General features: G+C 70.0%; 19 protein-coding genes. All 19 read left to right on the top strand.

The genetic code is table 11. The features are described from left to right. A partial coding sequence (locus tag FJV41_RS17285; protein ID WP_141643601.1) for a Pvc16 family protein occupies nt 1-618 on the top strand: 618 nt, incomplete at its 5' end. Further along, nucleotides 615-1,511, top strand: coding sequence for a hypothetical protein (locus FJV41_RS17280; RefSeq protein WP_141643600.1), 897 nt, complete (start codon nt 615-617; stop codon nt 1,509-1,511). The genes FJV41_RS17285 and FJV41_RS17280, both read left to right, overlap by 4 nt. A gap of 10 nt (nt 1,512-1,521) precedes the next feature. Then, nucleotides 1,522-3,486: a phage tail sheath subtilisin-like domain-containing protein gene (locus FJV41_RS53700; protein WP_141643599.1), complete on the top strand. Its 1,965-nt coding sequence runs from the start codon at nt 1,522-1,524 to the stop codon at nt 3,484-3,486. Between the two features lie 18 nt (nt 3,487-3,504). After that, complete coding sequence (locus FJV41_RS17270) at nt 3,505-3,960, top strand: phage tail protein (RefSeq protein WP_141643598.1); 456 nt, start codon at nt 3,505-3,507, stop codon at nt 3,958-3,960. A gap of 1 nt (nt 3,961) precedes the next feature. Further along, entirely contained in the window at nt 3,962-6,751 is a 2,790-nt protein-coding gene (locus tag FJV41_RS17265) for a hypothetical protein (protein ID WP_141643597.1), read from the top strand. Nucleotides 6,752-6,754: 3 nt separating this feature from the next. Beyond that, nucleotides 6,755-7,234: a phage tail protein gene (locus tag FJV41_RS17260; RefSeq protein ID WP_141643596.1), complete on the top strand. Its 480-nt coding sequence runs from the start codon at nt 6,755-6,757 to the stop codon at nt 7,232-7,234. Nucleotides 7,235-7,237: 3 nt separating this feature from the next. After that, the gene (locus FJV41_RS17255; RefSeq protein ID WP_141643595.1) at nt 7,238-7,978 is read left to right on the top strand and encodes a CIS tube protein; all 741 of its coding nucleotides are present in this window, start codon (nt 7,238-7,240) and stop codon (nt 7,976-7,978) included. Nucleotides 7,979-7,988: 10 nt separating this feature from the next. Next, nucleotides 7,989-8,168: a hypothetical protein gene (locus FJV41_RS17250; RefSeq protein WP_141643594.1), complete on the top strand. Its 180-nt coding sequence runs from the start codon at nt 7,989-7,991 to the stop codon at nt 8,166-8,168. A 13-nt stretch (nt 8,169-8,181) separates the two neighbouring features. Continuing rightward, nucleotides 8,182-9,267 (top strand): phage late control D family protein, encoded by a 1,086-nt coding sequence (locus tag FJV41_RS17245; protein ID WP_141643593.1) that lies wholly within the window; start codon nt 8,182-8,184, stop codon nt 9,265-9,267. Next, nucleotides 9,264-9,983, top strand: a complete 720-nt coding sequence (locus FJV41_RS17240; protein WP_141643592.1) for a phage baseplate assembly protein V — start codon at nt 9,264-9,266, stop codon at nt 9,981-9,983. The genes FJV41_RS17245 and FJV41_RS17240 overlap by 4 nt, the downstream gene beginning before the upstream one ends. Then, nucleotides 9,983-11,554, top strand: coding sequence for a hypothetical protein (locus FJV41_RS17235; protein ID WP_141643591.1), 1,572 nt, complete (start codon nt 9,983-9,985; stop codon nt 11,552-11,554). Before FJV41_RS17240 ends, FJV41_RS17235 begins: the two co-directional genes overlap by 1 nt. Nucleotides 11,555-11,558: 4 nt before the next feature. After that, on the top strand, nt 11,559-11,951 hold the full coding sequence (locus FJV41_RS17230; protein WP_141643590.1) for a GPW/gp25 family protein: 393 nt from the start codon (nt 11,559-11,561) through the stop codon (nt 11,949-11,951). Nucleotides 11,952-11,958: 7 nt separating this feature from the next. Then, nucleotides 11,959-14,262: a baseplate J/gp47 family protein gene (locus tag FJV41_RS17225; RefSeq protein ID WP_141643589.1), complete on the top strand. Its 2,304-nt coding sequence runs from the start codon at nt 11,959-11,961 to the stop codon at nt 14,260-14,262. Further along, nucleotides 14,263-17,034: a phage tail protein gene (locus tag FJV41_RS17220; protein WP_141643588.1), complete on the top strand. Its 2,772-nt coding sequence runs from the start codon at nt 14,263-14,265 to the stop codon at nt 17,032-17,034. Beyond that, nucleotides 17,031-18,479 (top strand): hypothetical protein, encoded by a 1,449-nt coding sequence (locus tag FJV41_RS17215; RefSeq protein ID WP_141643587.1) that lies wholly within the window; start codon nt 17,031-17,033, stop codon nt 18,477-18,479. Before FJV41_RS17220 ends, FJV41_RS17215 begins: the two co-directional genes overlap by 4 nt. Nucleotides 18,480-18,482: 3 nt before the next feature. Continuing rightward, complete coding sequence (locus FJV41_RS17210; RefSeq protein ID WP_141643586.1) at nt 18,483-19,769, top strand: hypothetical protein; 1,287 nt, start codon at nt 18,483-18,485, stop codon at nt 19,767-19,769. 42 nt (nt 19,770-19,811) lie between these two features. After that, entirely contained in the window at nt 19,812-20,771 is a 960-nt protein-coding gene (locus FJV41_RS17205; RefSeq protein ID WP_141643585.1) for an IPT/TIG domain-containing protein, read from the top strand. A gap of 9 nt (nt 20,772-20,780) precedes the next feature. Next, nucleotides 20,781-23,288, top strand: a complete 2,508-nt coding sequence (locus tag FJV41_RS17200; RefSeq protein ID WP_141643584.1) for a vWA domain-containing protein — start codon at nt 20,781-20,783, stop codon at nt 23,286-23,288. Nucleotides 23,289-23,400: 112 nt separating this feature from the next. Continuing rightward, nucleotides 23,401-25,434, top strand: a complete 2,034-nt coding sequence (locus FJV41_RS17195; RefSeq protein WP_141643583.1) for a hypothetical protein — start codon at nt 23,401-23,403, stop codon at nt 25,432-25,434.

The raw sequence follows: 25,434 nt of genomic DNA, 5'->3' as shown, positions 1-25,434 counted from the left end.
TGTCAGCGCTGGGGGCACAGCTCGGTGGCGACGTACGCGGCGATACCTGCGGTGGGACAAGCCCTTCTGGCCCTGCTCGAACAGGCGTGTCCGAAGCCTGAGTTCGAGGGCGCGAAGTTCCGCCTCTACCAGGCCTCCGACTTCAAGGCCCCCATGGACGAGGGCATCTCCCTCTTCCTCTTCCGCGTCACCCCCAGCACCACGCGCCGCAACCTTCCCGGTCGACTCGACTCGCAGGGACGCCGCACGCGCCGCCCCCTCCCCGTCGACCTCTACTACCTGCTGACGCCCTGGGCGAAGTCCGCCGCCAAGCAACACCGGCTCCTCGGCTGGGCCATGCGCCAGCTCGAGGACACCCCCACCCTCACCGCCAGCTTCCTCAATCACTACGGCACTCCCGAGACAGACACCTTCCTCCCGGATGAAACAGTCACCGTCGTCTACGAGCCGCTCTCCATCCAGGACATGCTCAACGTCTGGGAGCCCGGCAAGCCGAACATCCAGGTCTCCGCCTCGTACATCGCGCGCATGGTCGGCATCGAATCCGCCATCGCCGACGAGGAAGCCGGCCCCGCCCAGACGCGCGTGATGTCGCCCGGAAAGGTGACCGAGCGATGAGGCCCGCCATCCACGTCCTCGAGCACGTGTCGCGCGTGGCCCCGCTCGGCATCCGCTTCCGCGACGAGGCCACGGGTGCATCGGTCGGCGAAGGACTGCGCGTCAGCGCGTTCCCCGAAGGACAGCCCGCGTTGCGCCGCGAATCCGTGGTCAACCGCTCGGGCCTCCACCTGCTGATGAATCTCCCCGGCTTGCGAGACTTGGAGTTCGGAGGCGAGCACGCCGGCGACGACGCGTGGTGGGCCGCCCTGCCCTCGCGACGTCCCTACACCATCGAAGTGCATGACACCTTGAACCGCTTCGTGTCGTGCGCCTTCCGCGCGGCGCTTCCACATCGGGGCCTCTTCGCCCTCGACTGCGTTAACTCTCCCCCCTCGCCGCTGTCGCCACCGTCTCCCTCCGTGCCGCTCTTCTCCGCGCCCACGCGGCAGAGCGCCGTGCCCATGGCCGTGGTGCGCGCGGAGCTGTGGGACACGAAGGCGAAAGCCCCCGCCTCCTGGGCGTTGGTGGAAGTCACGCCCACGGGGGGCATCACCGCGCGCGGCATGACGGATGAGCGCGGACGGCTCGCGCTGTTCTTCCCGTACCCGGCTCCCGTGGACTTCGCTCCCGGCTCGCCCGTGGACGCATCCAGCCTGCCTCCGGGGCTTCCGCTCTTGGAGCAGACCTGGCTGCTCCAGCTTCGCGTCCGTCACGACTACCGCGCACCCGGGACGGCGCTGCCGGACGTGTGCACCACGCTGTCCCAACCCCCGGCGGGGGTGTGGGCGGACACGGGCAGCCCCCAGGCGCTGCTCGAGCCAACGCTGCGCTACGGCCAGGAGCTCGTCCTGCGCACCCAGGATGCGCCTGCCTCCCGGCTGTGGATCACCCCCACGGGTTCACCTCCCTAGGAAATGACCGATGCCTGAATATCTCGCTCCCGGTGTATTCGTCGAAGAGACCAGCTTCCGCTCGAAGTCCATCGAGGGCGTGAGCACCACCACCACCGGCTTCATCGGCCCCACCCGCTACGGGCCCGTGGAGCTGGAGCCCGAGCTCATCACCAGCGTGGTGGAGTTCGAGCGCATCCACGGCAACCGCCGACAGCTCGCCTTCACCGACGACGTCACGCTGCACAACTACACGTGGCACGCGGCGCGCGCCTTCTTCGAGGAGGGCGGCAAGCGGCTCTACATCAGCCGCGCCTTCCGCCGTCCGGACGACGCGCTCTACACGGGCCTGGACACCACCATCGACCTGGGCACCGGCACCGCCGTCTCCAACGAGTACAACGACGGCCACGCCCGCGCGCTCCTGGATGCGAGCGCGAACCCCAAGACGGACACGCTGTCGCTGACGGCGCGCTTTCCGGGCTCGGCCGGCAACCTGCGCGTGCGCTTCTCCCTGCGCGTGGGCCAGAACGTCCTCTCGTTCGAGGACGGCACGCCCCGCGTAGGCGCGCTCCTGGCGCGCGACGTCGTGCTCATCCGCGACATCCAGTCCCCCATCTCCAGCCCCGTGGGCACCGGCGAGTTCTACCTGGCCACGTGGGACGAGGACGTGCAGGACTGGAAGTTCACCGGAGGCGCCGGCAGCCCCCTCTTCCTCGCGTCGCTTCAAGAAAACGCGGGCTTCGAGATTCGCGTCGTCACCGTCGCCGTGACGGTCATCCCCATGGATGACCCGGCCTCCGCGCAGACCTGGGACGGGCTGGCCCTGGACCCCGGACACACGCGCAGCGGCGCGGCGGACTCGCTGTCCGCGCGCTTCGCCTACGACGCGGACGAGCCGGCGAAGAACCGCGACGTCCCCATCATCGTCTCCACGCAGAACCTGGATGACGGCGTGGAGGTGCTCGGCGCCTTCCTGGATGCCAGCCTCGCCAGCCCCATCATGAGCCCGCCGCTGGACTCCGCGCTGGAGGACCCGGACTCGCCCGAGTCGCAGCGCTCGCTGGAGGTGCTGCTCAAGGGCGGCAGCGACGGCATGCGCCCCACCGCCGACGACTACAAGGGCCAGCAGGTCCCCAACACGACGCGCAAGACGGGCCTGTTCCACTTCGAGGACCTGGAGGACATCTCCATCGTCGCCGCGCCGGGCTCCACGTTCGGCTACGAGAACGGCTACGGCGCCAACGCCGCCACCATCATCAACCTGCTCATCTCCCACGCGCAGCGGATGAAGTACCGCATCGCCGTGCTGGACAGCGGCAATGGCCAGACGCTGGGACAGGTGCGGGCGCTGCGCGCGAAAATCGACACCAGCTACGCGGCGCTCTACTACCCGTGGGTGAAGGTGCTGGACCCCGTCACGCGCCAGCCCATCTTCCTGCCGCCCAGCGGCTTCGTGGCGGGCATCTACGCGCGCAACGACGTCAACCGCGCCGTCTACAAGGCCCCTGCCAACGAAGTGGTGAACCTGGCGCTCGGCTTCGAGACGAACCTGAGCAAGGCGCAGCAGGAAGTACTCAATCCGGAGGGCATCAACGCGTTCCGCTACTTCGAGGGGCGCGGCAACCGGCTGTGGGGCGCGCGCACGACGGCGTCGGACCCGGAGTGGAAGTACGTCAACCTGCGGCGCTACTTCGCCTACCTGGAGCGCTCCATCGACAAGGGGACCCAGTGGGCGGTGTTCGAACCGAACGGCGAGCAACTCTGGGCCAACGTGCGGCGCACCATTGAAGACTTCATGCTCAATGAGTGGCAGCAGGGCGCGCTGCTCGGAGAGAAGCCGGAGAAGGCGTACTTCGTGAAGTGCGACCGCAGCACCATGAGCCAGAACGACCTGGATAACGGTCGGCTGGTCTGCCTCATCGGCGTGGCGCCGCTGCGCCCGGCCGAGTTCGTCATCTTCCGCATCGGTCAGTGGACCGGCGACCGGAAGTAATCCCTCTGGAGACCACCCATGGCTGTCTTTCGTGATCGCCCCTATGTGCAGTTCAACTTCCTGGTCGACCTGGGCGCCGGCAACGGCACCGAAGGGCCGGACGCGGGTTTCCAGGAGATCTCCAACGTGGGCATGGAGGTCACCGTCGCGGAGTACCGCAACGGCAACGAGAAGGAGAACAGCGTCCGGAAAATCACCGGCCTGAACAAGGCGACGGACGTCACCATGAAGCGCGGGGTGATTGGCTCGCTCAGCCTCTACAAGTGGTTGGACCAACTGCGCAACGGCGAGTCCAACGCGCTGCGCACCGTCACCATCCAGCTCCAGAACGAGGACCACACCGCGGTGGTGCAGACGTGGAAGCTGTTGCGCGCGCGCATCATCAAGCACGTCAGCGGCCCCTTCAACGCGAAGGGGACGGACGTGGCCATCGAGGAGCTCACCATCGCGTACGAGCGCCTGGAGATGGAGTGACGTGAGCCGCCCCGCCGCCAGACGCCTCCCCGGCTTGCGCTTCGAAATCCAGGCACCGTCCGTCGTGGACGTGTTGCCCCGGATGGACGTGGGCGCGTTCGTGGGCTTCGCCTCCTCCGGTCCCCTGCACGTGCCGGTGGCGGTGGAGGACGTGGCGGACTTCGAGGCGGTGTTCGGCGAGGCCCCGCTGCTCGCATGGGACGCCGAGCGCGGAGAGCCCGTGCAGGGGCACCTGGCCTCGGCGGTGCGCGCCTTCTTCCGCAACGGGGGACGCCGCTGCTGGGTCGTCCGCGTGGCGGGGCCCGACGCGAAGTCCAACACCTTCCCTGTCCCCGGGCTGCTGCGTTGCTCGGAAGGTGGAGCGGTGTCCACGGCCGTGGCCCGGGCGCGCTCGGAAGGGAGCTGGTCGGACCCGGTGCGCGTGGCGGCATCCATCCATCGCGAGCTGGTGGACCTGGTGGACTGGAGCACCATGGGGGGCGGCGACGCGACGCTCGTCGTGACGGCCTCGGGTGGCGTGGCCGTGGGAGACCTGCTGCGCGTGGGCTTCGATGGCACCGCTTGCGCGCTGCTCGTGCCCGTGGAGGCGGTGGAAGCCGTGGGCCAGGAGGCGGCGCCGTCCTACTCGGGGCCCGCGCCTCGACGCGTGACGGTGCGCGTGCGCACGAAGAAGGCCCGGTGGCTCGAATCGAGCGTGGCGCCGACGTCGCTGCCCACCGCGTCGTGGACCCGAGGCGAAGGGGAGGTCGCCACGCTCGGGGTGACGGCGATGACGGACCCGGGCCCGGGCGATGCGCCCCGTGTGCTCACCCTCACGTTGAGCGTGACTCCGGAGGGCGCGCCGCCTCCGGGTGCGGTGCTGCGGTTGATGGAGGCGTCGCTGGGCGAGCACTGGCTCCTGGTGGAGTCCGTCATGCTGGGACAGGTGGGCGCGGGAGCGGTGCAGGTCTCCGGCGTCGCCTCTCGCGTGCTGACGTCCACGCCCGGTGCCGTGAGCTCGGCGCCAGCCTGGTGCGAGCGATTGACGCTGGGCCTGTGGACCCGCCGGAGCGCGGAGCAGCCCGCGCAGCTCGAGCGGCTCGGCTTGTGCCCGAGCCATCCGCGCCACTGGGCCGCGCTGCCCACGGACACCGAGCGGGCTCGCTTCGAGGACGCGGAGACGCTTCCCTCGCGGCTTCCCGAAGAGCGGCTGCCGAGCGACTGGCGCCAGGGCATCCCCAGCAGCCGCTTCCCCCTTGCCGGCCCGGGAGCGCGGGGTGAGGCGTTCTCCATTCCCCTCGGACTGTCGGACTCGCCCACCGCCTACGTGGGCTGCACGCCACCCGCCGGGGACTCGCTGACGCGTGACGGACTTGCGTCCTTCGACGCGGACCTCTTCCTGGATGCGGACCTGAAGTCGGTGAGCATCGAAGCACTGCCGGCCCAGGCGGACTTCCTGCGCTACCAGAGCAGCCGCCCGCGCTCGCTCAAGGGCCTCCACGCCGTCATGGACCGACTGGACGCGACGTTGGTGGCCGCGCCGGATGCCATCCATCGCGCCTGGGTGCTCACGGGCAGGCCCTCCGTCCCGCCGCCCGCGCCAAACGAGCCGCTGCCCGAGCCCGATTGGGGGACGTTCCTCGATTGCGCGCACGAGCCGCCGCCAGCGCCCGCGCCACTGGTCGCCTCACCACCGGAGCCCACCTCAAGTCAGCCTTTCACGCTGACCTGGGCCACGCTGCCCGGAACGGGAATCGAGTATGTGCTGGAGGAGGCGCTGCGCCCGGACTTCAGCGACGCGGCCGTGCTGTACCGGGGGCCGCTCACCACGCGCACGCTGTACGGGCGCACGCCGGGCACTCGCTACCATCGCGTCCGCGCTGAACGGGCGGGCATCACCGGGCCCTGGACTCCGGGCATGGCTGTCAGCGTGTCGCCTCCCGCGCGATGGCAGCTGCTGCCTGCTTCGTCCTACGACGTGGGGCCGCTGCTCGCGGTGCAGCGCGCGCTGGTGCGCATGGCGCGGGCTCGCGGAGACCTGCTGGCAGTGCTGTCGCTGCCCGAGCACTACCGCGAGGAGGACGCGCTCGCGCACGCGGGGACGCTCCAGTCGCCCCTGGGCGCGGAAGAGGACGGCGTGCCTCCGATTGGCTTCGCGGAGGACGCGGCGCTGTCGCACGGCGCGCTCTATCACCCGTGGACCTTCGTCTCCGAGGAGAACAAACCCGCGGAGCCCCGGCGCATGCCTCCGGACGGCAACGCGTGCGGAGTGCTCGCCCGGCGCGCGCTGGAGCGAGGCGCATGGGTGGCTCCCGCGAACGAGCCCTGGACGGGGGTGGTGGCGCTGAGTCCGGCGTTGGGCCGCGACTGGTGGCTGGACCTCCAGGAAGCGCAGGTCAACGTCGTGCGCCAGGAGCCGCGCGCCTTCCTCACGCTGTCCGCGGACACGCTGGCCACGGACCCGGAGCTGCGGCCCATCCACGTCCGGCGGCTGCTGTCCCTGCTGCGACGCGCGGCGCTGCGCCTGGGCGCGACCTACGTCTTCGAGCCCAACGACGCCAGCTTCCGCCGCCGGGTGCAGCGCGGCTTCGAGTCACTGCTCGGAGACCTCTTCGTCCGGGGCGCCTTCGCCGGCAAGACGCGCGAAGGCGCCTTCCAGGTGGTGACGGGCTCCGAGCTGAACACGCCCAGCCTCGTCGAACAGGGGCGCTTCTACGTGGACCTGCGCGTGGCCCCTTCCCAACCGCTCACCTTCCTCAACGTGCGGCTCGTCCAGAGCGGCGACCGCGGGCTCGTCACGGAGGCGCGCTAGGCCATGGCCACGACCGAGGACGAGACGGTCATCGACCCCTTCATCGCCTTCGCCTTCGCGGTGGAGATCGACATCCCGGACCTCGCGCCCACCGCGTGCTTCGCCGCGTTCTCCGAATGCGACGGCCTGGAGATGACGATGGACGTGAAGACCATCCGCGAGGGCGGCAACAACGGCCGGCAGATTCGCCTCACCGGCGCGCACAGCTTCGGCCAGCTCACGCTCAAGCGCGGCATGAGCGCCAACGAAGACCTGTGGCGGTGGTTCGAAATCATGAGGACCCGTCCCCGCCTGCGCGCGAGCGCGGAGGTGGTGATGTTCGGTCCCGGGCTCGAACGGAAGGAGCGCGCGCGCTTCGTCCTGTCGCGCTGCCTGCCTGTGAAGCTCAAGGCCCCTCCGCTCAACGCGAAGGACGGCATGGTGGCCATCGAGGAGCTTCAAATCGCCTACGAGTCCCTCACCCGCAAAGCCGGAGGCGCCTGAGCCATGTCCGACGACGCCACGCCGCTCGCGAAGGCGAAGCTGCTCCAGCTCGACTCCAACTTCGAGCACCCGATTGACGAGCAGACCACGTCCACCGTGGTGCAGTTCAACCCGGAGACGCTGAAGGTCGCCTACGCCAACCAGGTGCAGCAGCCCTCTGGAGGCGGAGACCAGCGCGGCACACCCGCGCAGCAGTTCGTCGGCGCGGGCACCACCAAGCTGAGCGTGCAGTTGTGGTTCGACGTCACGGGCCAGCCGGAGGGCGCCTCGGACGCGGTGGAGGACGTGCGCAAGCTCACCGCGAAGGTGGCCTTCTTCATCACTCCGAAGAAGGAGGGCGACAAGTTCGTCCCGCCCGCCGTGCGCTTCCTGTGGGGCAGCTTCCAGTTCGACGGAATCATGGAGTCGATGGAGGAGTCGCTGGAGCTGTTCTCCGCCGAGGGCCTGCCCCTGCGCGCCAGCGTCAGCTTCAGCCTGTCGCAGCAGAAGATCACCGCCTTCGTCTTCGCGCCCACGCAGCCTCCCGCGGGAGCCAGTCCGAACCCCAGCGGCAAAGGCGCGGGAGAGGCGCCCATGAAGTCCGCGCCGGAGGGCTCGACGGTGCAGGGGCTCGCGTCGAACGAGGGCAAGGGCGCGAGCTGGCAGGGCATCGCCTCCGCGAACGGAATCGAGAACCCGAGGCGACTGGCCCCGGGGCAGCTCATCGACTTGCAGGCGGGCGTCAACATCGGAGTCAGGCGGTAGGGGGGCGTGCATGGCCGTGGTCATCAACGAGATGGAAGTGGTGAGCGCGCCGCCAGTGGCGTCCACGCCGTCAGGGGGCGGGGCCGGGGGCTCGGCGGAAGGTGGCGCGTCAGCGGTGCAGAAGGCGCACGAGCAGGAACGCGCCCAGGTCCTCCATCGCGAGAGGCACGCGCGCGTGCGCGCGCACTGAGTCGGAGAGCGCCATGGCCGACGGAACCAGCAATGACTCCAAGCTGCGCGCCTCCCGCCCCACGCTGCGGGTGGACGGTCGCGAGCACCCCACGCTCGCCAGTGGGCTGCTGGAGCTGTGCATCGTCGAGACGGCGCAAGGGCTGTACCGGTGCGAGGCGACGTTCGGCAACTGGGGCCCGAAGGATGGCGAGACGGGGTTTCTCTACTTCGACCGCTCGGTGCTCGACTTCGGCAAGCCTTTCGAGGTGCGGCTGGGCACCCAGGATGTCCTCTTCGAGGGGCGCATCACCGGCCTGGAGGCCGGCTTCCCGGAGAGCGCCTCCCCTACCCTCACGGTGCTGGCCGAGGACCGCCTCCAGGACCTGCGGATGACGCGGCGGACGGCGACGTACGAGAACGCGACGGACGAGGACGTCCTGCGCCAGCTCGCGGGCAAACATGGCCTGACGGCCGAGGTGGAGGTCCCAGGGCCCAAGCACCCCGTGCTGGCCCAGGTGAACCAGAGCGACCTCGCCTTCCTGCGCGAGCGCTGCCGTGCGCTGGGCGCGGAGCTGTGGGTGGAGGGCCGCACGCTGAAGGCGAAGGCGCGCGCAAGCCGCTCCAGTGGCCAGCCCCTGAAGCTGGGACGTGGCAACGAGCTGATGTCCTTCACGGTGCTGGCGGACCTGGCGGGTCAGCGCTCCTCGGTGACGGTGGGCGGGTGGAACGTGGCGGAGAAGGACGCGATTGCGTGTGAGGCCGGCCCTTCGGTGCTGGGCGCGGAGCTGGAGAAGGACGAGAGCGGGGCGAGCCTGCTGGCCTCGAAGCTGGCGGAGCGCAAGGAAGCCGTGGTGCACGCGGCACCCATGAGTGTCCCGGAGGCGCAGGCGCGCGCGGACGCGCACTTCCGACAACAGGCGCGGCGCTTCGTGGTGGGACGTGGCACGGCGCAGACAGACGCGAAGCTGCGCGTGGGGGCGCGCGTGGAGCTGACGGGCCTGGGGCCGCTGTTCAGCGGCAAGTACCACCTGGCCGAGGTGAAGCACCTGTTCGACGGCGCGCGCGGCCTTCGCACGGAGCTGGTGGCGGAGCGCGTGGGACTGGGGAAGGCGTCATGAGCGCGGACGCGGCGTGGGAACAGGTGTTGGACGAGCGCGTCGCGGACGGCCTGGGTGGCCGCTTCTACGGCCTGTATCCAGCGCGAGTCACGGACCTCAAGGACCCGGACAGCCAGGGTCGGGTGAAGGTGCTGCTGCCATGGGCCGCCGACGCGGCGGGCGGCGGACGCTATGAGGCGTGGGCACGGCTGGCCACGCTGATGGGCGGCAAGAATCGCGGCTCCTGGTTCGTTCCGGACGTGGATGACGAGGTGCTCGTCGGCTTCGAGGCGGGCGACGCTCGGCGGCCCTATGTCGTCGGCGCGTTGTGGAACGGGAAGGACACGCCGCCGGAGTCCATGGACGGCGCGGGCCGCAACGCGAAGAAGGTGCTGCGCTCACGCAACGGCATCGTCATCACGCTCGACGACACGGACGGACAGGAGACGCTCACGCTGGAGACGCCCGCCGGTCAGACGGTGACGCTCAAGGACGGGCCCGGCTCCATCGAGGCGAAGGACAGCAACGGCAACTCGCTGAAGATGGAGCCCAGCGGCATCACCGTGAATGCCGCGGCCAAGGTCACCATCAACGCGAGCACCGCGGAGATTTCGGCCGGGATGCTCACCGTCAACGCGGGCATGTCCAAGTTCAGCGGCGTGGTGCAGGCGGACACGGTCATCACTAACAGCGTGGTCAGCGCCTCGTATACGCCGGGCGCGGGGAACGTGTGGTGATGGCGACAACCCTTCCCCATCCGGTGCAGTGGGTGACGGCCTCGCCGCTGTGGGGCCCCGCGCCCGACAAGCTGGCGCGACTCCAGGCGCCCGGCATCCTCCAGTTCGACTCGGACCGCTTCATGGAGGAGCTGGCGGAGCGACTCCAGGCGCCCACGCGGCCGGACCTGACGGACCTGTTGGTGACGCGCTTCAAAAGCCACCGCGAGCGCATGCCGGGCGAGCCTCCGGACGACGAGGTCAACACTCCGCCCAAGCTGTACCAGCCGGCGCACGGGCGCTTCTATCTGGTGGCCACGAGCCTCGTGTGTCGACTGCCGGGCCTGCCGGACCACGTCGTGGACACCGCGAGCGGAGAGAAGGCCGCGTTCGTCCTGCGTCGCTCCCTGGGCGGCGGCAAGGAAGGCGCATGGGTGCCGGCCTCGCCCGGCAGTCCCGCCGACAAGCGGCGCATCTGGAAGGAGCTGAGCACGGCGGAGACAGGCGCGCTGGCGAAGGGCGAGGAGCTCTTGCCCCTCTTCCCGATGAACTTCGCCTCCGAGGGGAAACGGCGACGGATGCTCGTGGGGCTGGTGCCCACCTCCAGTCGCGACACCTTCGAGTCCGCGGCGGCCTTCCAGGACGACGACCCGAGCACGGGGTTGGACCCGGACAAGATGCTGGCGGACGAGGCCGAGGGGCAGGTGGTCGCGCCCTTCGAGCAGCTCCTCGCGTACACGAAGGCGACGAGCGAGGCGGTGGCCGTCCAGAAGGAAGTGACGCGCTTCCTGCTCGTGGACTTCGCCACCTTCCTGGAGGAGCGCCTCCCCGCGCTGTGGACGCTCCTGGACAAGGCGTCACCAGGCCCCACGCCCGCGGCGGGTTCTCCCCTGCGCACGCTGTTCCTGTTGCTGACAGGCAGCCACCGCGTGGAGGGCAGCTCCGGGGATACGTGGCAGCAGGCGCTGCGCAAGGCGATGCAGCAGCGCACGGCCATCCTCAACGGCGGCACGGGCGGGCTCGATTACAACCTGCGGCTGTGCACCGAGGTGACGGTGGCGGCGCTGCGCTCGGCGTTGGGCTCGGCGGTGGTCGCGGGGGTGTACTCGCTGCCCTCGGAGCCGGAGCCGGTGTCCAAGCTGGAGGAGCCGGGCAAGGCGCTCTACGTGCTGCGGTGCGTGTATTTGAAGCCGGCGTGCGGCGCGCTGTGCCCGCCCATCGTCAGCGCGCCATCGAAGGGTTTCACCCTGGCGCCGTTCTTTGATTCGGACGCGCCCGCGCGACCGGTGCGCATCGAGCTGCCGTTGGACACCAGCATCCGGGGGCTGCGCAAGTTCAAGAAGAACGTCGGCTTCACGCTGTCGAAGGGGCTGCGCAAGCAGATGTCTCGGGTGGCGGGGTTGGAGAAGACGATGAAGGGGGAACTCGACGACGGGCTGAGCTTCGACCTGGGAGAGCTGTGCATGTTCTCCATTCCCATCATCACGCTCTGCGCGTTCATCGTCCTGATGATCTTCTTCAGCCTGCTCAACATCATCTTCTGGTGGATGCCCTTCCTGAAAATCTGTCTGCCCAAGCCCAGGGTGGGGTGAGTCCATGGACGCCGGAAAACTCATTGGACGCGGCCTCGGCTTCCCCCCACGCGTGGGCCCGGATGGGCGCATGCAGTGGTCCGAGGGTGAGCGCAACGTGCGTGAAGCCATTCAAATCATCCTCGCCACCGAGCAACGCGAGCGGCTGATGCTGCCGGAGTTCGGCGCGGGGCTCGGGCGCTTCCTGTTCGAGCCGAACACCGTCACGACACGGCATCAAATCGCCGATCGCATCAACCGGGCCCTGGCGCAGTGGGAGCCCCGCATCGCGGTGGAGTCGGTCAGCGTGGACGCGGACCCACAGGACGCTCGGGCCGCCACCGCGACCATCACCTACAAGCTCGTGGCCACCGGCGCACGAGAGCGGCTCAACCTGAGCGTCACGCTCGCGGGGTAACGACATCGTGCCACTCACCCTCCCGCCCATCGATGACCGCAAGTACCAGCAGCTCCTCGACGAGGCGCTGGCACGCATCCCCATCCACAACCCCGAGTGGACCAACTTCAACAAGTCCGACCCGGGCGTCACGCTGCTGGAGCTCTTCGCCTTCCTGACGGAGAGCCTGCTGTACCGCGCCAACCAGATTCCGGAGCGCAACCGGCTCAAGTTCCTCCAACTGCTCGGCGTGCCGTTGCTGCCGGCCGCGTCCGCGCGCGGGCTCGTCGCCTTCCGCAACGAGCGCGGCGGTCCGCCCCAGGCACTCACGCTGACGGAGGGCGTGGAGGTCCGCGCCGGCCAGGTGCCCTTCCGCGCCGAGCGCGGCCTGGACGTGCTTCCCGTGGAGGCGGCGTGCTTCTACAAGCGGAGCGTCGCGCCCGAGGAGCGGGTGAAGGAGTACTACCAGGAGCTCTACGCCTCCTTCACCGCCACCGCGCCGCCGCCCGCGCCGCTCAACGAACTCCAGTTCTACGAGACGACGCCCTTCTCTCCGCGCGGCACGGAGCCGTTGGACCTCAACACCGAGACGCTGGACAAGGCGCTGTGGGTGGCGCTGCTGCTGCGGCCCGCGGACCGGAAACTCCCCGATGCGCTGACACGGGCGAGAGAGGAGTTGAAGGGCAAGGTGCTGACAGTGGGACTCGCGCCCGCCGGTGGCTCCGAGGGACGAGACCTGGTGCCCAATGGACAGGCGCGGCCCGTGGGCTCGGCGGTGCTCCAGTTCCAGCTTCCCCGCTTGCCCGTGGACGGCAAGCTCCCGGAGGACCCGGCGCTGCGCAACGCGAGCTGGCGCACCCTGGTCACCTCGGAGATGCCTGGCGAGCCCTCCGTGGTGGACGTCCCCCTGCCCTCCACGCTCGGCGAGCTGGAGCTATGGACGAACCTGGACCCGCTGGAGGCGGGCACGCGGGACTTCCCTCCCTCGCTCGATGACGAGGAACTGGAAGCGCGCGTCATCACCTGGGTGCGCATCACCGCTTCGGCGCCGGTGACGACGAAGCTCCTGTGGGCCGGCATCAACGCCGCGCCCGTGTCCCAGCGCGAGCGCGTGACGAGCGAGCTGTTGCCCACGGGCTCGGGCGAGCCGGACCAGGCGCTGAAGCTGTCGCGCGCGCCTGTGTTGCCGGGCTCGGTGAAGCTGAGCGTCACGGTGAATGGAATCACCGAGACGTGGGAGGAAATCGATGACCTGACGAGCGCGGGCCCCGAGGTCTCCGTGCCGGACCCGCGCCTGCCGCCCGGCTCGCCGCGCCCCGCGCGGACACGCGTGAAGGTGTTCCGTCTGGACGCTGAGGCGGGAGAGCTTCGCTTCGGTGACGGCGCCCACGGCGCGAGGCCGCCGCTTGGGGCCACGCTGCGCGCCGACTATGACCACGGCGTGGGCCGGGCCGGCAATGTAGCCACGGGCACGGTGGCGAGTGGACCCGCGCTTCCTCCCGGCATCCAGGTGGCGAACCCGCTGCCCACGTGGGGCGGCTCCGACGCGGAGGGCGTGCGCGAAGGAGAGCGGCACATCTCGCGGTTCCTCCAGCACCGGGACAGGCTGGTGACGGCGCAGGACTTCGAGGCGGTGACACTGCGCACGCCCGGCGTCGCGGTGGGCCGAGTGGACGTGCTGCCCGCGTTCCACCCCGCCCTCTCACCCAACGAGCCAGGGGATGCACCCGGCGCGGTGACGGTGTTGGCCATTCCCCGCGCGGAGCCTGACGCGCGCGAGGCGGAGGGGCCGGACACGTTCCTCGATGCGATTGCCTGCTGGCTCTCGCCTCGTCGACTGGTGACGACAGAGGTCTTCGTGCGCCGCCCCCAGTACAAGCCCGTCTGGGTGACGGTGGGCCTCGAGGTGGTGGCGGGAGTCTCGCAGGCACAGGTGCGCGAGGCGGTGAAGGCGGCCCTCATCGAGTTCCTGTCGCCCCTGCCGCCCGAGGACGCGGAGCTGCTGGAGCAGACGGTGTCGCTGGCGGGCGCGAACCTGTCCACCGTGGCCCGGCGTGGCTGGCCGTTGCGCAAGGCGGTGGTGGCGCTGGAGCTGGCGGCGGTGGCCAGTCGCGTGGCGGGCGTGGCGCTGGTGCGCGGGGTGCGACTGGGGCTGGCCACGGGCACTCAGCAGGACCAGATACCGATGACGGGGCTCCAGCTCCCCCGGCTCGCCGGACTCTCGGTGGCCGTGGGTGACGCGCCCTCGCTCGACGACCTGCGCGGCACGTCCGTCACGACGACGCAGCGGCCGTTCGTCTCGGTGCCCATCGTCCCCGAGGAGTGCCAATAGATGGATGCCAACGGCGCTCGCTTTCATCTGCTGCTCGGTCGCGACGACTGGGGTCGCTGCACCTCGAAGGGCCGCGTGCTCTCCGAGGCGTGGAGCGAGGCGTCCGGCACGGGCGCGGACGTCGCGTGGGACTCGTCGCGCTCGGAGGTGTCCCTGCGCGCGGAGCTGTTCCGCTTCATCGCCGCGCCGCGCGACGTGCCACCCGTGCTGGAGGACCGGCGCGGCGCCGCGAAGGACCGCTATGGCAACGTCTACTGGGTGGCTCTCGACGGGCGCACGCTGAAGGTGCTCTCCAGCGGTTCGAGGCAGACGAGCGACTTCTGGCCCGTCACGCCCGAGGCCGCACCCGTCTCCGGCACGGGCGGCTTCGGCCCGCTGATTCCGCCCACGCTTCCCACGCCCGAGCTGCTCGGAGCCATGGCCATCAGCGGGCATCACTACCTGGTCGTCGGCACGCTCGCGCCCGCGGGGCTGCTCGTGTTCGACCTGCACTCGGGCGGCCCTCCGGTGCGACACCTGTGGCCCACGGGTGTGCCCTTCGCGCCGTGGGACATGGCGGCCACTCCCGATGGCGGCGTGGTGGTGCTGGACCGTCAGCACCGCCGCCTGTGGCGACTGGACGCGGGCTTCCGCGTGGTGCGCACGGGCGTGGATGACGTGCTCTCCGCGTCACGGGTGGAAGCCTTCCAGCCCCTGGCCGGAGGACCGACGCGAACGATTCCCGCCGTCACCTTCCCACGGCCGGTGACGCTGGATGCGTCGACGCCCGTCGCCGCCCAGGACCCCATCTCCGTGGAGGTGCTGCCCGACGGCCGCGTGCTCGTGCTGGACCGGGGCACCGAGGACAGTCGCCTGCTGGTCTACCGCGACGGCGTCCTGACAGGTGCCCCCGTGCCGCTGGAGGTCGATGGCCTCCTTGGCGACAACAGTCCCGCGTCGTCGTACGTCCTGGTGGCGCATGACATGGCACTGCTTCCGGCCGGGTCGGATGGCTCGGTGGGCCGCGTCGTCGTGGTGGGTCGGGACGGCAACCAGGCCTTCGCCTTCGAGCTGCACACCTCGGAAGGCGGTGACCTCGTCGCGGTGGCGCAGCCGGAGTACCTGCCGCTGCGGTTGTTTGGCGGCAAGGCGCTCATCGCCTCGGACGGGCAGGCCCTCTACGACTTCGCGGACACGTTCATCCCGCTCGTGGCGCAGCGACGCCCGCGCTACGTGTCCGAGGGCACGCTGCGCACGCCCGTGCTCGATGGACGGACGCCTGACTGCGTGTGGCATCGGCTGCTGTTGGACGGCTCCCTTCCGCCCGGAGCACGCATCGTCGTGCGCAGTCGCGCGGCCAATGAGCGCTCGGACCTGGAGGCCCTTCCCTTCAGCGAAGAGCCCGCGCTCTACAAGCGAGGAGCTGGCTCCGAGCTGCCCTTCACCACGACGGCGCGGGGCGAGCACCGGGGCACCTTCGAGGTGCTCTTCCAGCGCGCCAGGGGCCGCTTCGCGCAGGTGGAGCTGGTCCTCCAGGGAGGCGGCGCCGCGACTCCGCGCATCCACGCGATGCGAGCGTGGTACCCGCGCTTCTCCTACGCGGAGCAGTACCTCCCGGGCCTGTACCGACAGGACCCTGAGTCGGCCAGCTTCCTGGACCGCTTCCTCGCGAACCCCGAGGGACTGCTCACGCCCCTGGAAGACCGCATCGCCGCCGCACAGGTCCTCTTCGACGCGAGGAGCGCGCCCCCGGAGGCGCTCGAGTGGCTGGCCTCCTGGTTCGGCGTGGCGCTGGACCCGGCCTGGGACGAGACGCGTCGCCGCCTCTTCCTCCGTCACACGCTGGACTTCTTCCAGTGGCGAGGCACGCCGCGCGGCCTGCGCATGGCGCTGCGCATGGCCCTGGACGACTGCCCTGACGCGTCCATCTTCACCGACGACACCGAGCCGACGCGCGCCCGCTACCGCATCGTCGAGCGCTTCCGCACCGCGCGCACCCCGTTCCTCTTCGCGACGGACACCTCCGAGGCGGGAGGCATCCGCATCCAGCCCGCCGCCACGTCACGCCGCTGGGAACCGTCCCAGGGCATCGCGAGGCTGCTGGAGCGCTATCAAGCCGCGCTCTCCGACGCGGGTGTGACGGCGGCGTCCGATGCGCTCCCCTTGCGTGAGCCCACCCAGGCCGCGGTGGCCACCGTGTGGCGAGCCTTCACGCAGGAAGCGCTGGGCTTCATCCCGGCCGCTACGGCCGCGAGCGCGCCGCGCTGGCTCGACTTCCTCACGCGACGCTATCGGGCGGTGCAGGCCCTCAACGCGGCGCATGGCACCACGCTGACGGACTTCACGCAGGCCGTGTTGCCAGTGACGCTGCCCGGGGACGGTCCGGCGCAGTCGGACTGGTACCACTTCGAGACGGTGGTGCTGCCGGTGCGTGCGGCGGCCCATCGCTTCACGGTGGTGCTGCCCGTCCCACGAGGCAGCGCGGCGCAGGAGCAGCGCGCGCGACAAGAGCAGGCGATGCGGGTGGTGGCGGTGGAGAAGCCGGCCCACACCGTGTTCGACGTGAAGTTCTACTGGGACATGTTCCGCGTCGGCGAAGCCCGCCTGGGCGTGGACACCCTGGTCGATCTGGGCAGCCGTGCCCCCGAGCTGATGCCCGCCATGCGGCTCGGACGCGAATACCTGGCGGAAAGCCATCTGGCCCCGAGACCACCCCAGGACGCCGCGGACCGGCGAATCCTGGGGCGGGACTTGCTCGGGCGCCGTGAGACCCACGGGAGCGACATCCAATGAGCACCTTCACTTCCACGTCAGTGCAGCGCGCGCCGGCCGACCCGACCAGACACGTCAACTACGTGCTCGGCATGGTGCTGGGCGTGGACGACTTCACCCAGGAGTTCGCCTACCTGTCGGAGCGAGACAGATGGCTCGCGCGCGACCTCCTCGGCTACGGCACCGCCTGGGGCCTCGCCGTGAGTCACGGCACCGGCACGCGCGGCCCGGAGGTGCGCGTCACCCCTGGAGCGGCGCTGACACCGCGAGGACAACTGGTCCGCGTGACGCCCACCCAGTGCGCCGCGCTCAACGACTGGCTCATCGCGCGCGGCACGGAGGTGGATGCCTACCTGCGTTCCGGCAACCGGCTGACGGTCTACGTGGTGCTTCGTCACCGCGACTGCCTGACGGACCCGGTCCCCGTGCCGGGAGAGCCGTGCCGCACCGAGGACGACACCACCGCGCCCTCGCGTGTGACGGACGACTTCCACCTGGAGCTGGCGCTCCAGCCGCCCCCGCCTCCGCTCGAGGAGAACGCGGTGCGCGACTTCGTGCGCTGGCTGCGGCGGAACATGAACGTGGTCTCCTCCTCGCCCACGCCCACCACCCTGGAGCAGTTCGTCACCCTGCTGCGCGGCTCCGTCGTCCCCTCCTCGCCGGTGTCACCGGTGGACGACTACGTGCTGGACGACCCGCCCGGTGGACCCGTGCCGGTGCTGGAGACGGACGTCGAGTCCTTCCTGCGCGAGGCGTCGCGGCTGTGGGTGACGGAGCTGCGTCCCTTGTGGCGGACGAACTGGCTGGGCGAGTCCCAGGGCTGCACCCAGCCGGTGTCTCCCGCGCCGGAGTCGGCGAACGACGGTGTCCTGCTCGCGGCCGTGGACCTGCCGTTGGTGCGCGAGCTGGGCACCGGTCCGTGGAAGGTCGATGCGGCGGGCACGAAGACGGTGGACGAGAGGCAGCGGCCGTACCTGCTGCACCAGCGCATGCTCCAGGAGTGGCTGCTGGCGGGGCTCGCCCGTGACGCCTCGGCGGTGCACCACCCGGACAACCTGCCGCCCTACTCCCTCATCGCGGCGGGGATGATTCCCATCGACGACACCTCCACCGACGTTGGCTACAACGGTTTGAAGGCGACGAAGGTGGACGTCGGGCTCGTGACGCTGAGCTTCGACGGCTTCGCGCACCAGCCAGACCAGTGGCGCTACGTGGTCAAGGCAACGTTGGTTGAGCCGCAGAACGGACTGGTGACGCAGCCCTCGGTCACCTTCGTACGCGCGGACGCGGATGGACTGCTGCTGAAGGTGCGGGACAAGGACGCCCTGCTCCCCATCGCCACCCTGCGCAAGCTGGGCCTCATCGTGGAGGTGAGCCAGTACGCCGTCCCCGCGAAGAAGAAATCCTCCAGTGGCGACGCGAAGCCGAAGGCCCGCGTGAGCGCTGACACGGAAGGCACGAGGTAGGCCATGCGCATCGACCTGGACACCGCGTTCCTCGAGGACGGCATCCGCTCGACGAACTTCTTCAACGGCCGGCTGCTGTCCGCCGAGGACCTGAGTCAGGAGCAGACCGCCCACGAGGCGGCCCTGGGACGACACGTGCGAGCCATGGGCGAAGGTGTCGCCCACGGGCTCACGGTGTCCATCGCTCCGGGAAGCACCGTGTCCTCGCCGCTCGTCACGGTGACGGCGGGCCTGGCGCTCAGCCGCGCGGGCCACGCGCTGGAGCTGCTCCAGCCGGTGGAAGTGTCCCTGGTGCGAGGCCCCTCCAACAGCGGCAGTGGCGCGACGGCCACCGCCACGGGCGGCTTCGAGACCTGCGCGCCGGGCAGCAGCGACTACGTGTCCGGCACGGGCGTGTACCTGCTGGTCCTCTCGCCCGCGTCCGGCCGCGAGGGGCGCGCGCCCGTCAGCGGCCTGGGCGGAAATCCCTCCTCCGGCTGCGAGGCGAAGCGGCGGGTGGAGGGCGTGCGCTTCCGGCTGCTGGACTTGAAGCTGACGGCGGCCCAGCTCTCGGACGAAGCGCGGCTGCGCAACCGGGTGGCGCACCTGTGCCTGGGCACGTCGGACGCGGCGAGCCGCGCGTGGATGGTGAATCCCTTCGGGCCGGCGAACCCGCCCTATGGCCTCATCGACAAGCTGCGGCCCACGGCGCTGACGCCGTGTGACGTGCCGCTGGCGGTGGTGCACTGGAAGGCGGGCGTGGGCCTGCGTTGGGTGGATGCCTGGGCCGCGCGACGCCGGCCCGCGCGCGTGGCCACGCCGGAGCGCTGGGGCCTGGGGCTCGAGGACCGCCGAGCCACGGAGGGCGAGGCGAGCTTCCTCCAGTTCCAGGAGCACCTGGACACGCTGCGCACCGGGACGCCGGAGACGGTGCGCGCGCTGGACCACTTCGTGGCGCTGCCCGCGGTGGGCCTGTTGCCGCTGGAGGGCATGACGGGCGCGCGGGGCTTCACCTACACGAAGTTCTTTGACGGACTCACCTATCCCCCCGAGGCGCCGGTCCACGTGGAGGGCTCGCGGCTGCAAGCCCTCTTGAGGATGTCGCTGGCGTATCCGCCCGTGGACCTGGTCCGCAAGGAGCCCTTCCTGTGGCTCTACCTGGTCCACGAGAACCAGCTCGCGCAGAGCGACGCGAGCACACCCCGGCCCCAGCCCTATCTCGTCTTCGCCAGTGGCTACCTGCCCTACCTGGGTGACGCGCGGTCCGACGCCGCGCACTGGCACTTCGGCAACTACGCGCTGCCCCGCTGACCTTCCCACCTTCCATCTCTCGCAGGCCGCGAGGAGACCCCGATGGCCGACCCACTCAACCTCGTCAAGCCCGGCGACCTCATCAGCGCCGAGCTCATCAACGCAATCATCCAGCTGCTCAACGCGCTGGCCACCACGTCGGGTGGGCCCAACGTGGTGCCCAACCTCTTCAGCCGAACGCTGCTCGACGTGAAGGCGCTGCTGGCGCAGTCCGGCGGCAACCTCCAGCTCGCCCTGTCGATGGATGCCTCGGGCCTGGTGGTGAACCTCAATGACCCGAAGAACAACGCGCGGCCGGTCATCGGGCAGATTCCCACGCCGGGCACCCGGGTGCCGGACGGTACGGGCATCCACCTCCTCATCGCAACCATCGCCGGCTCCACGCCCACGCCTGCGGCGAAGCCCATCATCAGCGGCTTCTCACCCCTGACGCCGAACATCGGGACAGAGGTGCAGATCGTCGGCGAGAACTTCGATGCGGTGCGCACCAACAACACGGTGACGTTCGACGGGACGGTGGCCGCGCCTCCCTCCAACGCGAGCTCGCGCTACTCGCTGTTCGTCGTCGTTCCCTCCGTCGCCAACCCGCCCGCCGCGGGTCAGCAGAAGACCGTGACGGTGGTGGTGTCCAACCCCGCGGGCACGACGTCCTCGCAGCTCATCATCCTGGGACCCACGGGAACGCCCCTTCCGAGCATCACGCCCTTCAGCATCGCGAACGCGCCCTTGGGCGGCGAACTGGTCATCAACGGGCAGAACTTCGGCTCCACGCTGACCAACATCCGCGTGTTCTTCGATGACCAGCCTCGGGATGGCACGTCGGGCACACCCATTGGCGTGCAGCCGCTCGGCACGTCCACGCTGCCTGGCCGACTCGTCGTCACCATCCCCACGTCCCTGACGGGCATCAACCTCCCCGGGGACAGCAAGTTCATCAGCATCAAGGTGCGCGTGGGGACAGCCATGTCTCCCACGCAGGCACTCGAAATCTACAAGCCCTGAGGTCCACACATGCCAAGACATTCCAAGAGGCTTTCCTGGCTCGCGGTTCCATTCCTGCTGGGTGCGACGGCGTCGCTGGCCGCGACGCACGAGCTCGACATCTCCGCGCCCGCGACGACGATTCCCATCACCCGCGTGAAGGTGATGCTCGAATCGAGCACGCCGATTCCGAATGGCGCGACGCTGACCTTCGCGACGCCGACGGGCGACAAGGACGTCACGGTGGGCGGCGGGCCGACTCCCCTTGGAGACCCGCTCACGGGCGATCAGGTGGTGATCACCGGCGGCGGAACGAACGCCATCCTCATCGACTACAAGCGACGGGACCTCCTCCTCCTGGTGGGCGACCTCTGCAGCATCAAGCCCCCGCAGGATGGCTCCGGGAAGATTCGCTTCACGCCGGACGCGACGAACTTCAACAACCTCACGGGCTATCGCACGACGAGTTTCGCGGCGCCCTCCTTGTCCCAGTGCGAGTGTTCCTCGCGGCGGGTCAAGGGGCTGACGCTCTGGACCCAGCCTCCCCCGGGCGTGGACCGGGGACGCATTCCCATGGACGTGGCCCTGGTCCTGGATCGCTCCGGGAGCATGCTCTCCACGACGCCAGGGGACCCGGCCAACGTCGAGAAGTGGCTCGCGCTGCAGAGCGCCGCCGAGCAGTTCATCCACTTCTGGGAGGTCGAGGGATTGGATCCCCTGAGTCAGACGGGAGGCACGGGCCTGGGCAAGGACCGGCTGGCGCTCGTCTACTTCGAGAGCGACTCCGAGCCGACCCAGTTCAACGGCAAGCTGTTCGTCGAGCGCGCCCCGGCGTTGATGGATGGCGGGCACCCGTGGGAGCAGGCCGTCAGCCATGTGAATGCGAACGTCACCGCGGGCACCACGGCGATGGGCGGCGGCATCCGGGATGCCCTCACCGCCTGGCAGGCGGACATGGTCAATGACCTGACGCTCGTGGTGATGACGGACGGCATGCAGAACGTCAACCCGATGGTGAAGGACGGCGCGGGGGGGGACACGGGCTTCAAGGTGCTGGAGGTCGCGCCTGGAGCGCCGGAGCGCCTCACCAGGCACTGCGTCCCCATGCTGACCGTGGCGGTGGCCAGCGGCGCCGTGCCGTACGCGGACCTGATGAACGCCATCTCCCAGCAGACAGCGGGGCAGAGCCACCTGACGACGAGCAGCGGAACGACGACGGCCTTCGCGCAGCAGTTGGTGACGGCGCTCAAGGGCAACACGCTGTCCACGCTGCTCCAGAGCTCCACCACCCTGCCCTCGGGAACCAACACCGCCAGCCGGTCCGTCGATGTGGACGGCACGGTGCAGAGCCTCTACGTCAACCTGGGCTGGTTCACCACGAGCCCGCGCGGGCAACCCGTGACGCTCAAGGTGACCGCGCCGGACGGCAGCAACCCGAAGCCCGTGGCGGTGAAGACGGGCCGCAGCCACGTCCTGTACCGCTACGACTTCCCCAAGGCGGGTCCGGTCGGCAAGTGGCAGCTCACGGTGAACCGCATCCCCGGGACGGCGAGCCCCGCCATTCCCTACCAGCTCGGCGCGTATGTGCAGGAGAAGAGCCTCGACTTCCAGCTCTCGCTGGACAGGCTCCGCCACTCCGCCGGCCAGCCGCTCAACGTCGTCGCGCAGGTGTCGTTCGACGGCAAGCCGCTGGAGAACCTCAACAACGGCGAGCTGACCGTCCTGGTGGAGACCCCGAATGGGGCGCTGGGCACGCTGATGCACGAGACGCGCGGCGAGGGACGCGGCGAGCAGAGTCCGGACCCGGTGTCGCCGTACCAGGGCAAGCTGGACACGCTGATGAAGGACCCCGAGTTCCTGAAGAAGATGGGGACCACCGTCGGCAAGGATGAGCTGGTGCTGAAGGAGACCGCGCCCGGCATCTACAAGCTGGAGTTCAAGGACACGCAGACGCCTGGCACGTACCGCTTCCACTTCCAGCTCTTGATGAAGGGCCCCAGCGGAGAGCCGCTGCGGCGCACGGAGATTGTCGAGACGCAGGTGGACGTGCTGCCCTCCGGCTCGAAGACCGACGTCCAGGTGACGAGGGTCGACACGGGCAGCTACGTGCTGGTGCTGACGCCGCGTGACGCGCTGGGGAACTATGTGGGCCCGGGCTTCGAGGACCGCGTCGTCGTGCAGATCAACGGCAAGGGCCGGCAGGCCCCGGCCACCACGCCCAAGCTCGACGGCACCTACGAGGTCCGCCTGAGTGGGATTGCCGAAGGCACTGAAATCATCGTGCTGGTGAACGGGACGCCCGTGGCCAAGGGGCCGGTGACGAAGCTGGAGCCGGTGGAGCCGCGGCCTCCGGACAACGGCACCGGGCGTGATGGCGGAACGGGTGGAGGGGATGGAGGCTCGGGACCTCCCGTGCCGCCTCCCGGGGAGGGCTGCCCGTGCAAGCACACGCGTCCGAGTGGTTCCACCGGTGTCCTGGGGCTCGTGGCCCTGGGGTTCCTGGCGAGCCGCCGCCGCAAGCACCACGACGGGGATTGACGTCTGGCTTCTGGGAGCCCCTGGCCACGGGGCTCCTGGCCCGGCCGGAAGCACACGCACATCACGAAGTGGAAGCGGACGCTGGTGTCGAACCCAAGAGGAGGTCGCGACGATGCATGAGCAGGCGGCACGAGGCAGGACGGTCATCCAGCGGCTGCGGCTGCGCGGGGCGGAGCTGGAGCCGCTCTCGGCGCGGCTGCGGCTGGAGGCCGTGCTGGCGGGCGCCGACCTGCTTCCACCGGGGCTTCCGCCCTCCGCCACCGTGTGCATCCGCCGATTGATGGACCCGAAGCCCGGGGTGCTCCCCTTGAATCAGCAGGCCCTGCGCCCGCCCGCGGCGTGGAACGAGGCGCTGTCCTCGGTGCTGCGAGAGCAGGTGGCTCGTGCGGCGAGGCCCGCGCATGGCGTCGTTCCACCTGGCGCGGAGGCCGTGCTGTTCGCGGACCCCTCCGAGCTGCTGGCGTGTCTGGCGAGCGATGTAAGCCGGGGCCTCGCGAGCGCCCACTGGTGGTGGCGGGGATTGTTTTCCAACGCGGACCTGTCCCGCACCGTCGTCACGGAATGGCTGCGCGCACCCGAGTACGTCCCGAGCGCCCTGGAGTTCCTCACCCGGCGACGCGAGGTCCGTGCCGTGGTGTCGTTGTTCACGCCGCCGGAGGCCCGGGCCCTGCTCACTCGCGTGCTCCAGGTCCACGGGCTTTCCGCCGCCGCCCTCGACGCACCTTCGCGAGATGTGGGCGGCGAACGGCCCACGGTCCCCGCGAGTTCCCCGAGCACGTTGAAATCGGATGGAACGGTCCTCGCGACAAGCGCCCCATGGGAGTCGTGGGCACCTGAAGCGCGGACATTGAAGGACTCACGCGAGCACGGTGCGCTGCTCGGAGTCGCGCTCACGCTGCGTCGCGCTCCCGTGGAGGCACGTCGTTTGGAGTTCCTCCCCGCCGTGGGCATCTGGCGAGACGCTCACGAGGCGCTCGCGGTCCCCTCTCCCTTCGCACCCCACGAGGCTCGGCACGCGGCCCCGCCCGAACCTGTCGTGGCCAGCGTTCTCCCAAAGCCACACTCCGAAGCAGCTCCCGACGACACCGAATTCGCGCCCCCTGTCGACGACCTCCTGAAGGGGCCCGGTCTGGAGACATCTCCTTCCGAGGGCGCGACGACAAAGCAATCCGCATCCCGAGGCGAGGCAACGACGGCGGACGAGGGGGTCCTGGAGCGTCCGGACACCCACGGCGTATCGAAGGCCATCGAGTCTCCGCCGAGCGATGGGCGCACGCTGCCTCGTCACGCCTCGCCAGCCTCCGCAACTGAAGACCTTTCGCGGTCCCCCGTGCACACCACGACACCACCGACGCCACTCCGAGAGCTCGAGCCACCCTCCGGACGCGCGTGGGGACTGCCCTTTTCCACCCGACTCGGCGGCCTCTTCTATCTGGTCAACCTGGGCCTGTTCCTGGAGCTGTACGGCGACTTCTCGATGCCGGCCCATCCGAACCTTCCACTGTCGCTCTGGGACTTCGTCACCCTCGTGGGCCGGCGCCTGTGCGTGGACCCTCGTCCCTCGGACCCGGTGTGGAAGGTGCTGGCCCTGCTCGCTGGCCGAAAGCCCGGGGCCCTTCCCGGCCAGGACTTCGCGCCTCCCGATGCGTGGCGAATCCCTCCCGCCTGGCTGCGCACGTTCCGCGCGGCGTGCGACTCCCACTGGACCTGGAGCGTTCGCGAAAGACGGCTGCGCGTGAGGCATCCCGCGGGTTTCCTCGTGCTGGACGTTCCCTGTGATGAACGGGACGCGGACGTCCTCGTGAACAGAGAGCTGGCGCCCTACTCCGTCGGCTCGGCGTTCACGCTCTCCCGAGGTGACGAGACAGGTCGGCTCGACACCGAGCCCCTGGAGCGCTGGCTCGGATGGCTGGTGCCGTTTTGTCGAGCCCGGCTGTGCCGCGCGCTGGGGGTGTCGTCAGAAGATGCGTCAGCCCTGGACGCGACACTGCTCGCACATGACGCGCGACTTCACGTGACGGAGGGGCATGTGGACGTGGTGCTGTTCCTGTCGCAGCTCCCGCTGGCGGTGCGCATCGCGGGCCTGGACCGCGACATCGGGTGGCTGCCCTCCGAGGGGCGACACCTCACCTTCCACTTCGAGTGA

This window comes from Myxococcus llanfairpwllgwyngyllgogerychwyrndrobwllllantysiliogogogochensis, assembly GCF_006636215.1.
In the GTDB taxonomy this organism is placed as follows: Bacteria; Myxococcota; Myxococcia; order Myxococcales; family Myxococcaceae; genus Myxococcus; species Myxococcus llanfairpwllgwyngyllgogerychwyrndrobwllllantysiliogogogochensis.
Note: the sequence above shows the minus strand (reverse complement) of the source record. Positions and strands in the feature narration are given on the sequence as shown.

Excerpts from the sequence above, each read along its gene's own strand:
- FJV41_RS17250 (WP_141643594.1), top strand. The coding sequence starts at position 7,989 with ATGGCCGTGGTCATCAACGAGATGGAAGTGGTGAGCGCGCCGCCAGTG.
- FJV41_RS17235 (WP_141643591.1), top strand. The coding sequence starts at position 9,983 with ATGGCGACAACCCTTCCCCATCCGGTGCAGTGGGTGACGGCCTCGCCG.
- FJV41_RS17255 (WP_141643595.1), top strand. The coding sequence starts at position 7,238 with ATGTCCGACGACGCCACGCCGCTCGCGAAGGCGAAGCTGCTCCAGCTC.
- FJV41_RS17215 (WP_141643587.1), top strand. The coding sequence starts at position 17,031 with ATGAGCACCTTCACTTCCACGTCAGTGCAGCGCGCGCCGGCCGACCCG.
- FJV41_RS17220 (WP_141643588.1), top strand. The coding sequence starts at position 14,263 with ATGGATGCCAACGGCGCTCGCTTTCATCTGCTGCTCGGTCGCGACGAC.
- FJV41_RS17240 (WP_141643592.1), top strand. The coding sequence starts at position 9,264 with ATGAGCGCGGACGCGGCGTGGGAACAGGTGTTGGACGAGCGCGTCGCG.
- FJV41_RS53700 (WP_141643599.1), top strand. The coding sequence starts at position 1,522 with ATGCCTGAATATCTCGCTCCCGGTGTATTCGTCGAAGAGACCAGCTTC.
- FJV41_RS17200 (WP_141643584.1), top strand. The coding sequence starts at position 20,781 with ATGCCAAGACATTCCAAGAGGCTTTCCTGGCTCGCGGTTCCATTCCTG.
- FJV41_RS17280 (WP_141643600.1), top strand. The coding sequence starts at position 615 with ATGAGGCCCGCCATCCACGTCCTCGAGCACGTGTCGCGCGTGGCCCCG.
- FJV41_RS17270 (WP_141643598.1), top strand. The coding sequence starts at position 3,505 with ATGGCTGTCTTTCGTGATCGCCCCTATGTGCAGTTCAACTTCCTGGTC.
- FJV41_RS17260 (WP_141643596.1), top strand. The coding sequence starts at position 6,755 with ATGGCCACGACCGAGGACGAGACGGTCATCGACCCCTTCATCGCCTTC.
- FJV41_RS17195 (WP_141643583.1), top strand. The coding sequence starts at position 23,401 with ATGCATGAGCAGGCGGCACGAGGCAGGACGGTCATCCAGCGGCTGCGG.
- FJV41_RS17205 (WP_141643585.1), top strand. The coding sequence starts at position 19,812 with ATGGCCGACCCACTCAACCTCGTCAAGCCCGGCGACCTCATCAGCGCC.
- FJV41_RS17230 (WP_141643590.1), top strand. The coding sequence starts at position 11,559 with ATGGACGCCGGAAAACTCATTGGACGCGGCCTCGGCTTCCCCCCACGC.
- FJV41_RS17245 (WP_141643593.1), top strand. The coding sequence starts at position 8,182 with ATGGCCGACGGAACCAGCAATGACTCCAAGCTGCGCGCCTCCCGCCCC.
- FJV41_RS17210 (WP_141643586.1), top strand. The coding sequence starts at position 18,483 with ATGCGCATCGACCTGGACACCGCGTTCCTCGAGGACGGCATCCGCTCG.